At 68.4% G+C, this 12943-nt stretch carries 9 protein-coding genes and 1 tRNA gene; 2 read left to right on the top strand and 8 right to left on the bottom strand.

Going from position 1 to position 12943, the window contains the following annotated elements; genetic code table 11:
* Nucleotides 1-55 precede the first annotated feature (55 nt).
* From DID96_RS06035 to xylA, 5 genes are all read right to left on the bottom strand, one after another.
* Nucleotides 56-1267, bottom strand: a complete 1212-nt coding sequence (locus tag DID96_RS06035; protein WP_124598351.1) for a sugar ABC transporter permease — start codon at nucleotides 1265-1267, stop codon at nucleotides 56-58.
* Complete coding sequence (xylG, locus tag DID96_RS06030; protein ID WP_124598350.1) at nucleotides 1264-2823, bottom strand: D-xylose ABC transporter ATP-binding protein; 1560 nt, start codon at nucleotides 2821-2823, stop codon at nucleotides 1264-1266. The genes DID96_RS06035 and xylG overlap by 4 nt, the downstream gene beginning before the upstream one ends.
* Nucleotides 2824-2883: 60 nt before the next feature.
* A complete protein-coding gene (gene xylF, locus DID96_RS06025) occupies nucleotides 2884-3912 on the bottom strand; it encodes a D-xylose ABC transporter substrate-binding protein (RefSeq protein ID WP_124598349.1) in 1029 nt (342 codons plus the stop codon).
* A 126-nt stretch (nucleotides 3913-4038) separates the two neighbouring features.
* Nucleotides 4039-5517, bottom strand: a complete 1479-nt coding sequence (gene xylB / locus DID96_RS06020) for a xylulokinase (RefSeq protein ID WP_124598348.1) — start codon at nucleotides 5515-5517, stop codon at nucleotides 4039-4041.
* Nucleotides 5518-5521: 4 nt separating this feature from the next.
* Nucleotides 5522-6844: a xylose isomerase gene (gene xylA / locus DID96_RS06015; RefSeq protein WP_124598347.1), complete on the bottom strand. Its 1323-nt coding sequence runs from the start codon at nucleotides 6842-6844 to the stop codon at nucleotides 5522-5524.
* A 265-nt stretch (nucleotides 6845-7109) separates the two neighbouring features.
* On the opposite strand from xylA, the gene DID96_RS06010 reads away from it, so the two are divergent.
* Entirely contained in the window at nucleotides 7110-8303 is a 1194-nt protein-coding gene (locus DID96_RS06010; RefSeq protein WP_124598346.1) for a DNA-binding transcriptional regulator, read from the top strand.
* A gap of 27 nt (nucleotides 8304-8330) precedes the next feature.
* Entirely contained in the window at nucleotides 8331-9419 is a 1089-nt protein-coding gene (locus tag DID96_RS06005; protein ID WP_124598345.1) for an aldose epimerase family protein, read from the top strand.
* A gap of 44 nt (nucleotides 9420-9463) precedes the next feature.
* Here the strand turns inward: DID96_RS06005 and DID96_RS06000 are convergent.
* The 3 genes from DID96_RS06000 to selA all read right to left on the bottom strand — a co-directional run bounded on the left by DID96_RS06000 (nucleotide 9464) and on the right by selA (nucleotide 12940).
* Nucleotides 9464-9559: transfer RNA gene (locus DID96_RS06000), tRNA-Sec, on the bottom strand.
* A 19-nt stretch (nucleotides 9560-9578) separates the two neighbouring features.
* The gene (gene selB, locus DID96_RS05995) at nucleotides 9579-11504 is read right to left on the bottom strand and encodes a selenocysteine-specific translation elongation factor (protein ID WP_124598344.1); all 1926 of its coding nucleotides are present in this window, start codon (nucleotides 11502-11504) and stop codon (nucleotides 9579-9581) included.
* Nucleotides 11501-12940, bottom strand: a complete 1440-nt coding sequence (gene selA, locus DID96_RS05990; RefSeq protein ID WP_124598343.1) for an L-seryl-tRNA(Sec) selenium transferase — start codon at nucleotides 12938-12940, stop codon at nucleotides 11501-11503. Before selA ends, selB begins: the two co-directional genes overlap by 4 nt.
* Nucleotides 12941-12943 lie beyond the last annotated feature (3 nt).

Below are 12943 nucleotides of genomic sequence, written 5' to 3'. Positions count from 1 at the left end.
ATATTGGATTGAGCCGATATCGGAACTGGCATACGTATAAACACCTAAACACGTGTCACCGCCGGCTCGACCGCGACACCACGTCGATCCACACCGCCAGCACCAGCACCGCGCCCTTGACGATCATCTGCCAGTACGCGTCGACGTCCAGCATCGACATGCCGTTGTCGAGGCTTGCCATCACGAGCGCGCCGATCAGCGCGCCATAGACGGTGCCCGACCCGCCGCGCATCGACGTGCCGCCGATGAAGCACGCGGCGATCGCGTCGAGCTCGCCCATCGCGCCGGCCGACGGCGAGCCGGCCGCGAGCCGCGCGGTGTTGACGAGGCCGGCAAACGCGCACATCAGCCCCATCAGCGCGAAGATCGCGAGCTTCACGCGATCGGTATCGACACCCGACAGCCGCGTCGCCTCGAGATTCGAGCCGACCGCATAGATGCGCCGGCCGAACACGGTCTGCGTCGCGATCCACGAGAATATGCCGAGCAGCGCGAGCAGCAGCAGCACCGGCACCGGAATGCCGCCGTAGCGGTCGAGCGTCGCGACGAACGCAAACAGCACCGCGCCCGCGCCCACGATCTTCACGACGTCCTGCCAAAGCGGCGCGACCGCGAGCCGGTAGCGTCGCCGCGTGCCGCGCTGCCGCACCACCAGCAGCGTCACGAGCGCGAACAGCAGAATCGCGAGGCCGTCCCCCGCCACGCGCGGCAGATAGCCCTGCCCGATGAACACGAAGCCGTCCGACACGGGTGCGATCGTCGAACCGCCCGTCACGCCGAGCAGGATTCCGCGAAACGCGAGCATCCCGCCCAGCCCGACGATGAACGACGGCACGCGCCGATAGGTCGACCACCAGCCGTTGAAGAGCCCGATCAGCACGCCGAGCGCGAGCACGGCCGGCACCGTCGCCGCGACCGGCCAGTGGCGGTTGACGTCGAGGATCGCGGCGACGCCGCCGAGCAGCCCGAGCAGCGAGCCGACCGACAGGTCGATCTCGCCCGCGATGATGACGAACACCATCCCGCACGCGAGCATGCCCGTGATCGACATCTGCCGCAGCAGGTTCGATACGTTGCGCGGCGTGACGAATGCGCCGTCGGTCAGCACCGAGAAGAACGTCCAGATCGCGACAACCGCGAGCAGGAGCGCGAGCACCTTGTAGCGCACGAAAACCTGGCGGAACGGCAGCCCCGCTGCGCGGCCGGTTGGACGACGCGCTTCTGCATCCGGCGTCGCCGAGGTCGAGGAAGAAAGTTCGGAATTCATTTCGCACTCGCTGCTGTGGGTTCGGTCGGCAGTCGCGCGGGCTTCAGCGCGGCGCCGAGAATCTGTTCCTGCGTGAGGCCCTGGTTGACGAAATCGCCGCGCAGCTCGCCTTCGCCGATCACCAGCACTCGATCGGCAAGCCCGAGCACCTCGGGCAGTTCCGACGACACGACGATCAGCGCGACGCCACGCTTGGCAAGCGCGAAGATCAGCCGGTAGATCTCCGCCTTCGCGCCCACGTCAACGCCGCGCGTCGGTTCGTCGAGAATCAGCACCTGCGGCTCGGCCAGCAGCATCTTGGCGAGCACCGCCTTCTGCTGGTTGCCGCCGGACAGGCTCGCGATCGGCAAGAACGGATGCGCGGCGCGCACCGACAGCCGCTGCATCTCGTTGCGGATCGCATCGAGCTCGGCGGCCGCGTCGATCCGCCCACGCGCCGCGAAGCGCCGCAGCACCGTCAGCGTGATGTTGTGGCCCACGCCGAGCTGCGGCACGATGCCGTGGCGCTTGCGATCCTCGGGCACCATCGCGATCCCGGCACGGATCGCGTCGGCCGGCGAGCGGATCGTGAGCGTCCGTCCGTTCATCAGCACGGTCGCCGTGCATGCGCCCGGATACGCGCCGAAGATCGCCTGCATCAGCTCGGTGCGTCCCGCGCCGACGAGCCCGGCAACGCCGAGAATCTCGCCGCGCCGCACGCTGAACGACACGTCGTCGACGCGCTTGCGGCGCGCGTTCGTCACGTCGCGACAGGTCACGTGGCGCGCTTCCAGCACGACGTCGCCGATCTCGTGCGCCTCCCGCGGATACAGGTCGCGGATCTCGCGGCCGACCATCATCGCGATGATCCGGTCGGTCGTCAGCGCGCGCATCGGCTCGGTCGCGACATGACGGCCGTCGCGGATCACGGTGACCGTATCGCAGACGGCCGCGACCTCGTCGAGCTTGTGCGAGATGTACACGCACGCGACGCCGCGCCGCTTCAGGTCACGCACGATGTCGAGCAGGATCCGCGTCTCCGCGGCGCTCAGCGACGACGACGGTTCGTCGAGAATCAGCAGCTTCGCGTGCTTGTTCAGCGCCTTCGCGATCTCGATCAGTTGCTGGTGGCCGCCGCCGTAGTTCATCACCGGCTGCGCGACGTTGATCGTGCCGATCCGCAATTCGCGCAGCAGCTCCTCGGCGCGCCGGACCATCGCCGCGTAGTGCATGCGCCCGCCCGGCAGCGTGATCTCGTTGCCGAGGAAGATGTTCTCGGCAACCGACAGTTCGGGCACGAGCATCAACTCCTGGTGGATGATCACGATGCCCGCCCGCTCCGTGTCGCGCACGCCGGATGCCATGAGCGGCGCACCTTTCCAGCGAACTTCGCCGTCCCACGTGCCGTGCGGATAGACGCCCGACAGTACCTTCATCAGCGTCGATTTGCCGGCGCCGTTCTCGCCGCACAGTCCGACGCATTCGCCGGGTCGCACGGTCAGGTCGATGCCGTCGAGCGCTTTCACGCCGTCGAATTCCTTGACGATGCCGCGCATCGTCAGCAAGGGTTCGGTCATTCGTTCATGCCTCGCAGGATGCGCGCGGGCGCGCTGGTGGGCCGCCCGCGCGTCGCGCCGTCACTGGCTCGCCAGCTGCGCCTGGGTATAGAAGCCGTCCTTCACGACGACGTCGACGTTGCGCTTGGTCAGCAGCGTAGGCTGCAGCAGCACCGTGTCGACCTTCTTCTTGCCATTGTCGTATTGCGCGTTGAACGCGGGTTTCGTGCCCTTCGCGAGATCCACCGCAAGCCTGGCCGCTTCGCTAGCGATCAGCTTGAGCGGCTTGTAGACGGTCATCGTCTGCGTGCCGGCGATCACGCGCTTGACCGCCGCGAGGTCCGCGTCCTGCCCGGAAACCGGCACCTTGCCGGCCAGATGCTGCGCGGCGAGCGCCTGGATCGCGCCGCCGGCCGTGCCGTCGTTTGACGCGACGATCGCGTCGATCCGGTTGTTGTTCGCGGTCAGCGCATCCTCGACGATCCGCAGTGCGGTCGACGCGCTCCATTCGGGCACCCACTGCTGGCCGACGAGCTTGATGTCGCCGCGGTCGATCGCAGGCTTCAGCACCTTCAGCTGCCCTTCGCGCAGCATCTTCGCGTTGTTGTCGGTCGGTGCACCGCCGAGCAGGAAGTAGTTGCCCTTCGGCTTCGCATCGAACACGCCCTGCGCCTGCAGCTCGCCGACCTTCTCGTTGTCGAACGAGATATACGCGTCGACGTCCGCGTCGAGAATCAGCCGATCGTACGACACGACCTTAATGCCGGCCTTCTTCGCTTCGGCGACGACGTTGCCGAGCGTCTTCGAATTGAACGGCACGATCACGATCACGTCGACGCCGCGCGAGATCAGGTTCTCGATCTGGGAAATCTGTCGCTCCTCGCTCGCGTCAGCCGACTGCACCGACACCTTCGCGCCGAGCTTCGTCGCGGCCGTGACGAAATAGTCGCGATCGCGCGACCAGCGCTCGACGCGCAGGTCGTCGATGCAGAAGCCGATCTCGGGCTTGTCCTTGCTCGCATGCGCGAGCGGCGTGCCCAATGCGAGGACCGCCAGCACAGCGGCGCCGGCAAGCGAGCTCAATACGGTACGACGCGTCACGGATCTCATGTCTCCAACTCCTTTTTATTGGACAACCTCACCCACGCCGGGCGGCCGCGGGAATGCGCCGCCCGCATCGAGTCATTGCACAAAGCACGGCACCAAGCGGTGCGAATCGCGCCGGCGATCCGCACGTCATGCGCTTGTTGCAAACACCGGTTCGAGCGCGCGGTAAAGCGCGCGAAACGTCGGCCGCCGCACATCGCGATACCACGCGTGCCGCGCGAGATCAGGCTCGCGCACAGCGACGATCGGCGGCTGCGGGCACACGTCGCCGAGCGGTGCATCCGGTTCGAGCGCGAGATGCGCAAGGCGCGCGGCGCCCAGCGCCGGCCCCACTTCGCCGCCCGCGCGCAGCGTCAGCACGCGGCCGCTCAGGTCGGCGAGCATCTGCGTCCAGTACGCGCTGCGCGAGCCGCCGCCGATCACCGTGATGCTGTCGGGCGCGAGCCCCGCCGCATGCAGCGCGTCGATTCCGTCGAGCAGCGCGAAGCCCACGCCTTCGAGCGTCGCGTTCGCGAGATCCGCGCGCCGCGTGTCCGGCATAAGCCCGTAAAACACGCCCTTCGCATTCACGTCGTTATGCGGCGTGCGCTCGCCGCTCAGGTAAGGCAGGAACCACGGACGGCTTGCGCGTGCGTTCGTCTGCGCATCGTCGAGCAGCGCCGCGACGCCGTCGTAACCGGCCAGCTGCGCGGTGAAGTCGAGGCAGCCGGCCGCGTTCAGCATCACGGACATCAGGTGCCACGTGTCCGGCAGCGCGTGACAGAAGCTGTGCACGGCCGATTCGGGATTCGCGCGAAACCCGTCCGACACCGCGAAATAGACGCCCGACGTCCCGAGCGACAGCAGCGCGTCGCCAGGCCGCACGATGCCGACGCCCACCGCGCCGGCCGCGTTGTCGCCGCCGCCGGCCACCACCGGGATCTCGCGCAGCCCGAGCGCGCGCGCCACAGCCGGCAGCAGGGTGCCGGTGACGCGATTGCCTTCGAATACGGCCGGCATCTGCGTATGCGACAGTCCGCATGCTGCAAGCAGCGTGTCGTCGTAGTCACGCTTCGCGACGTCAAGCCACAGCGTGCCGGCGGCATCAGACGGATCGGTCGCGAATGCTCCGGTCAGTCGGTAGCGCAGATAGTCCTTCGGCAGCAGTACATGGGCGATGCGTGCGAACACGTCAGGTTCGTGACGACGTACCCACAGCAGCTTCGGCGCAGTGAAGCCAGGCATCGCGACGTTGCCCGCCACGGCGCGCAGTGCAGGCGCGAGCCGTTCGAGTTCCGCGCACTCCGCGTCCGCCCGACCGTCGTTCCACAGGATCGCGGGGCGCAGCACGTCGCCATGCGCATCGAGCAGCGTCGCGCCGTGCATCTGCCCGGTCAGTCCAAGTGCGTCGATGTCGTGCGGATCGATGCCCGCCGTGCGCGCATCCGAGACGAGTGCGGCAAGCACGCCGCAAGCGGCGTCCCACCAGTCGAGCGGGGCCTGCTCGGACCAGCGCGGCCGCGGCCGGCTCACCACGAGCGGGCGGTTCGCGCTCGCGCGCACCGCGCCGTCGCGGTCGAGCAGCACCGCCTTCACGCCCGACGTGCCGAGATCGAGTCCGATGTACATGGCGTCAGCGCAGCCCGTAGATCGCCTGGTTCACGATGTTCTCGAGCCGCTCCTGGGCGCCGCTCGCATGCTGCGGGGCCACGCCGCGCGCGAGCGCATCGGCCGCGAGCGACTCCAGCGTGTAGCCGCCCGACAGGATCTTGCGGCCGAACGCGTCGTCCCACTGCGCGTAGCGCTGCCGGCGCAGTGCGTCGAGCCGGTCGTTCTCGACCAGCACCGCCGCACGTTCGAGCGCGAGCGCAAGCACGTCGATCGCGCCGACGTGGCCGTAGAACAGGTCTTCCGGATCGACGCTCTGGCGGCGCACCTTCGCGTCGAAGTTCATCCCGCCGGTCGTGAAGCCGCCGTGGCGCAGGATTTCGTAGAACGCGAGCGTCAGCTCCTCGACGCTGTTCGGGAACTGGTCGGTGTCCCAACCGTTCTGCGGATCGCCCCGGTTCGCGTCGACGCTACCGAACACGCCGAGCGCGAACGCGTTCGCGATCTCGTGATGGAACGAATGGCCGGCGAGCGTGGCGTGGTTCGCCTCGATGTTCACGCGAATCTCGTTCTGCAATCCGTACTGCATGAGGAAGCCGTGCACAGTCGCGACGTCGTAGTCGTACTGGTGCTTGGTCGGCTCCTGCGGCTTCGGCTCGATGAGCAGCGCGCCCGTGAAGCCGATCCGGTGCTTGTGCTCGACGACCATCGACAGAAAGCGGGCGAACTGCTCGCGCTCGCGCTTCAGGTCGGTATTGAGCAGCGTCTCGTACCCTTCTCGCCCGCCCCACAGCACATAGTTTTCGCCGCCGAGCCGGTGCGTCGCGTCGAGCGCATGGCACACCTGGGTCGCGGCCCACGCGAACACGTCGGGGTTCGGGTTCGTCGCGGCGCCGGCCGCAAAGCGCGGGTGCGAGAACAGGTTCGCCGTGCCCCACAGCAGCCGCACGCCACTCGCCTGCTGACGCTCGCCGAGATAGTCGACCATCCGCGCGAAATTGGCCGCGTACTCGCGCAGGCTGTCGCCTTCCGGCGCGACGTCGGTGTCATGGAACGTATAGAAAGGCGTGCCGAGCTTCGTGAAGAACTCGAACGCCGCGTCGGCCTTCATCCGCGCCCGCTCCAGCGCGTCGCCCGGCTGCTGCCATGGCCGCCTGAACGCGCCCTGCCCGAAGATGTCGTGCCCGGGCCACACGAACGTGTGCCAGTAGCAGACCGCGATCCGCAGATGCTCGGCGAGCGTCTTGCCCAGCACGCGCTTCGCCGGGTCGTAATGGTGGTATGCCAGCGGATTGTCCGATTGCGGGCCTTCGTAGCGAATCGCGGGAATGTGTTCGAAACAGGACATGGCGTCTCCGTGCGGGGTCTTGTTGCAGCGCAACGCGCGTCGCGACGACGCACGCGGCCGAATTCGGTTGACTGGATCGTGCCCGCGCGCCTGCCGGCCGGCAATTGCGAAATTGCGCAGCACGCTTAATGTTTCTTGCCAGCCGCTGCGTGCGGCGCGCGTTCCGTCCTACAATCGCCGTACACCAGACCACCGCGCGCCGCCGCCCCGAGCGCGCCCCGGAGACAACGGCACAGCGCCGCGAGGCGCTTGCCCCGAGATCGAGATGACCCGCGCCACTTCCGCCCAGACACCGCATCGCATCGCGCTGCTGTTCAACGCGAACAAGGTCTACGACCGCGAGATCATCAGCGGCATCGGCCAGTACCTGCACTCGACGCGCGTCGTGTGGGACCTGTTCCTCGAAGACGACTTCCGCTGCCGGCTCACCGGCATCGAGCGCTTCGACGGCGACGGCATCATCGCGGACTTCGACGATCCCGCCGTCGCCGACGCGCTCACCAGCTCGCCGCTGCCGATCGTCGCGGTCGGCTCGTCGTACGAGGATCCCGCGCAGTATCCGGACGGCATCCCATATATTGCGACGGACAACCCGAAGCTCGTGTCGCTCGCGTACACGCACCTGATCGGCGCGGGGCTCGCGCATTTCGCGATGTACAGCCTGCCTGTCGCGCAGGAGAACCGCTGGGCGCAGCAACGCGAACTCGCGTTCGACCGGCTCGCGCGCGCGGACGGGCTCGATGCGCCGATCTACCGCGGGCTGTCGACGAGCGCGTCGGGCTGGAATCACGCCATCGAACAGTTGATCGGCTGGCTGCATGCGCTGCCGAAGCCCGTCGGCGTGATCGCGGTCACCGATGCGCGCGCGCGGCACCTGCTGCAGGCCTGCCTGATCGCCGGCATCGCAGTACCGGAACAGGTCGCGATCATCGGCATCGACAACGATCCACTTACGCGCACGTTGACGCGCATTCCGTTGTCGTCGGTGATCCAGGGCACGGAGGAAATGGGCCGCACAGCGGCTCACTTGCTGCACCGGATGCTGCGCGGCGCGCGTTTCCCCGGTCAGCTCATCCTCGTGCCGCCGGTCGGCATCAACGTGCTCGAGTCGACGCGCCACCAGCCGCTTGCGAGCCAGCACGTGATGCGCGCACGGCATTTCATCCGCCAGTACGCGTGCCAGGGGATCAAGACCGAACAGGTCGCCGACTATGTCGGCGTGTCGCGCTCGCTGCTCGAAGAGCACTTTCGGCGCGAACTGCAGCGCACCGTGCATCAGGAAATCCTGCGCCATAAGCTCGAAGCGGCGCAGGCGCTGCTCGCAAGCAGGCAGGCGTCGAGCGCCGAAGTCGCGATCCGTTGCGGGTTTACGTCGCTTCAGTACATGTACGCAGTGTTCAGGCGCGAGCTGGGATGCACGCCACGCGAATACCAGGAACGCGCGGCCACCGCGTACTGAAGCCCGCTGCCAATTTGAAATCCACCCATGCACATCGATACCGACTCTTCACACCTGACGCCCGGCGTTGCGCGCGTGCATTCCGAGCCGTGGGGCGCGTTGCCCGACGGCGAGCCCGTGCGGCGCTATACGCTGCGCAACACGCACGGGATGCGTATCGGCGTCAGCGACCTCGGCGCGACCATCGTGTCGTGGCTCGCGCCCGACCGCACGGGGCGCTTTGCCGATATCGTGCTCGCGCACGACACGCCGGCTGAGTACCTCGAATCCGGTGTCTACCTCGGCGCGACGATCGGCCGATGGGCGAACCGGATCGCCGGTGCGCGCTTCGAGCTCGACGGCGTCGACTACCTGCTCGACCGTAACGAGAACGGCAACCTGCTGCACGGCGGTGCGAACGGCTTTCACCGTGCGCGCTGGGACGTGATCGACGACTGCGGTGGGCTGACACTACGGCTCGATTCGCCGGAAGGCGACGCGGGATTCCCCGGCAACGTGTGCGTGCAGGTTCGCTACACGCTCGACGACGACGGCACGCTGACGATCGACTATGCGGGGTGGACCGATGCACCGACGCCGCTCAACCTGACGAATCACAGCTACTTCAACCTGAGCGGGCGCCCGGGTAGCGATGTGCGCGGCCACCTGCTGCAGATCGACGCCAACGCGTTTCTCGAAGTGAACGACGTGCTGATCCCGACCGGCACGGCCGACGTGACGGGCACTGCATTCGATTTCCGACAAAGCGCGCCGATCGGCGCGCGCCTCGACTGGCCGCATGCGCAACTGGCGCTCGCGCGCGGCTTCGATCACTGCTTCGTGCTTGGCGACGGCACGCGCGAGGTCCGGCCCGTCGCACGGGTATACGATCCGGAAAGCGGCCGCGAGTTGATCGTGTCGACCGATCAGTGGGGCCTGCAACTCTATACGGGAAACTATCTTGACGGCGTGCGCGTGAGTGGCGGCACGCTTTGCGCGCGACACGCCGCGCTGTGCGTCGAAGCGGGCGGCTTTCCGGATCAGGTCAACATGGCCGGCCTGCGCGACAACGTCATCGTTTATCCTGGCTCCGTCTATCGACAGACCACCCGGTATCGGGTGGCCGTTCATGCATAGCGTGCACGTGCCGCCGCCTCCCGGAACGACCGGGAAACCTCGCGTGGCGGAAGGCAGCAGGAGTCGAACCTACCCGGGAGTGTCTGACACCCCCAACCGGATTTGAAGTCCGGCCGCACCACCGGATGCGAATGCCTTCCCCGGAGAAAAACCGCGTGCCTACTCCATGCCATCAAGCCAACCGCTATCGCGGCGCAGATAATGGAGATCGCGGTGGAAGCGAGTATACCCAACGCGATCGAAGTACTCGAGAATCTGGATCGCGCGCTTGCGGCCGAGCCCCGTCGCATCGCGGAACGCCGCCGCATCGACGCCGCCCGCCCGCGCGTGTGCAAGTTGCGCGACGAGCAACGCGAGCTCCCGCATCACGTCCGCGTGATAGAACAGGTCGCGCACGACCTGATGCACGTCGCCGCGCCGCGCGAGCTTGCGCAACAGCGCGCGCACGGCATCTTCGGCCGCGCCGGTCGTGCCGGCAAGATCCCGCACCCACGGCGGATCGAAACGCCCGGCCCTGACGAGCGGCAGCAGCGTTTGCGCGAGCGCTTCCTCGCGCGCATCGAGACGCACCACATGCGACGGCAGATGCAACCATGGGCCGCTGCGCGCAATGTCGCCGCCTTCGATCAGCGCGTCGACGAGCGCGCGCCACAGCACGTCGCCGACGAGCGGCGCGGCCATCCGCCGCAAGCGCGCGGCATCGAGCCCTTGCTCGTCCGGCATCCGCTCGTGATACGCGCACAGCGTCTCGATCGCCTTTTCCTGCAGCGCCCGCCAGTGCGTCCGCGCGATCACCCAGCCGTCGTTCGACGCGGAACCGTGCTGGCCGATCGCCAGCGCATCGTCCGGCAGCGTCAGCGCATCCGGCGCGAAACCGGTCAGGTGCGTGAGCGTCGCGCGCAGGATGCCGAGCGGCGCCTCGGCGAGCAGCGCATCGAGCCGCCGTTCGTCGAGCCACGCCGCGAGCGCGTCGAGCCATGCGCGGCGCGCCGGCGTGCGGCGCTTGCGCGCGGGCCCGAACGGATCGAGCACGCGCCCGCCGCCAACCGTGCGCGTCGCCTGCGGATTGCGCACGATGTAGCGGTCGCCCGGCAGCGCGAATACCGGTTCGTCGAACACCAGTTGCACGCGCATCCGCTGCCCCGCCGCAAGCGAATCGCCGTCGAGCAGCGCGACGTGCGCGACCCGATGCAGCGTGCCGAGATGGACGTGCAGCGGCGCCCAATGCGTGAGCGTCAGGCCGGCATCCACGAGCAGCGTCAGCTCGACGTCGAGCCGCGGCGACGTCACGGCGAGCCTCGTATCGGCAATCGTATCGCCGCGCGCGATGTCGGCCTTGTCGACGCCGGCGAGATTCAGCGCGCAGCGCTCGCCCGCATGACCGACGTCGACGGCGCGATTCTGCGCATGGATGCTGCGCACGCGCGCCGCGTCGCCGGTGCGCACGATCGCGAGCGTGTCGCCGGTCTTCACCTGGCCCGCAAACGCGGTGCCGGTCACCACCGTCCCCTGCCCCGCCAGCGTGAACACGCGATCGACCGCAAGCCGGAACAGCCCGTCGTCGCGGCGCGCGCGCGATGCGATCGCGACGTCGAACAAATGGCGCTTGAGCGCCGCGACGCCCGCATCGTCCGCGAGGGTCGCGCAAGTATCGAAGATCGGCGCGCCGGCCAGCGTCGAATCGCGCAGCCACGCGGCGATCTCGTCACGCACCTGCGCACGGCGCGCGGCGTCGACGCGATCGCATTTCGTCAATGCGACCGCACCGTGCATGACGCCGAGCAGTTGCAGGATCGCGAGATGCTCGCGCGTCTGCGGCATCACGCCGTCGTCGGCCGCGATCACGAGCAGCGCGAAGTCGATCCCGCATGCGCCGGCCGCCATCGTATGAATCAGCTTCTCGTGCCCCGGCACGTCGATCAGGCCGAGCACGTCGCCGTTGTCGAGCGGCGCATACGCGTAACCGAGCTCGATCGAGATGCCGCGCGCCTTCTCTTCCTTCAGACGATCGGTATCGACGCCCGTCAGTGCGCGCACCAGCGTCGTCTTGCCGTGATCGATGTGTCCCGCGGTGCCAACGATCATGCAGCCGGCTCCGCGATGCTTGCGCATTGCGCGACGAACGCCGCTTCGTCGGCTGCCTCGAGGCAGCGCAGGTCGAGCCGCAGCGCGCCGTCGGCGACGCGCCCGAGCACCGGCCGCGGCCACGCGCGCAGCCGCTTCTCGAGCTGCGCGAGCGCGCGGCCGCCGCGCTTGCCGTCCGGCGTGCGCACGACGAGCCCGGCGCTCGGCAGCTGGTCGACCGGCAATGCACCGCTGCCGATCTGGCTGAACATCGGCTCGACGCTCACCGTGTAGCCACTGCCGATCGCGGCCTGCAGCGCCGGGCCCACACGCGCGGCCGTTTCGGCGATCTCGCGTTGCGCTCGCGTCAGCAGACGCAGCGTCGTCAACCGTTCGCGCAGGAATTCCGGCGCCTGGTGCAGGCGCAGCACAGGTTCGAGCGCGGCGAGCGTCAGCTTGCCGACGCGCAGCGCGCGCTTCAGCGGATGCTTCTTGATGGTCGCGATCAGCGCGCGGTCGCCGACGATCAGGCCGGCCTGCGGCCCGCCGAGCAGCTTGTCGCCGCTGAACGTGACAACGTTTGCGCCGCCTGCGACCGTTTCGCGCACGGTCGTCTCATGCGGCAGCCCCCATTGCGCGAGATCGGCAAGCACGCCGCTGCCGAGATCGACGGCGACCGGCAGCCCGCGTTCACGCGCGAGCGGCGCGAGTTCCGGCAGCGTCACCTCCTTCGTGAAGCCGCTGATCGCGTAGTTGCTGCAGTGCACCTTCATCAGCAGCGCGGTGCGCGGGCCGATCGCGTCCGCGTAGTCTTCCAGATGGGTGCGGTTGGTCGTGCCGACTTCGCGCAGGCGCGCACCGGCCCGGCTCATGATGTCGGGAATCCGGAACGCGCCGCCGATCTCGACCAGTTCGCCGCGCGACACAATCACCTCGCGTCGCGACGCGAGCGCCGACAGCGTCAGCAGCACCGCGGCCGCGTTGTTGTTGACGACGGTCGCGGCTTCCGCGCCCGTCAGTTCGCAGAGCAGATCGTCGACGAGATCGTCGCGGTCGCCGCGGCGGCCTGTCGCGAGGTCGAATTCGAGATTCACCGGCTGCGTGAGCGCCGTGACCACCGCGCGCACGGCATCGTCGGGCAGCAGCGCGCGCCCGAGGTTGGTGTGCAGCACGGTGCCCGTCAGGTTGAAGACGGCGCGCATCGCGCTGGCGCTCTGTGCGGCGAGCGTCCGGGCGACGGCCGCGGCGATGCCCGCTTCGTCGAGCGGCTCGGCTGCCGCAGGATCACGCTGAGCGACCGTCCGCCAGCGCGCCAGTTCCGCGCGCACGGCGTTCAGCACGCGCGTGCGGCCGTACTCGTCGAGCACCGGCTGCAGCGGCGCCGACGACAGCACGCGCTCGACCGACGGCACGCGCGCCAGTGCCGCGTTCAATTCGTTCAGACCTGGTTCGGTCACCGG

This window comes from Burkholderia sp. Bp8963, assembly GCF_003854275.1.
GTDB lineage: Bacteria > Pseudomonadota > Gammaproteobacteria > Burkholderiales > Burkholderiaceae > Burkholderia.
The sequence above is the reverse complement of the archived record's forward strand: the minus strand, read 5'-3'. Positions and strand labels throughout refer to the sequence as shown.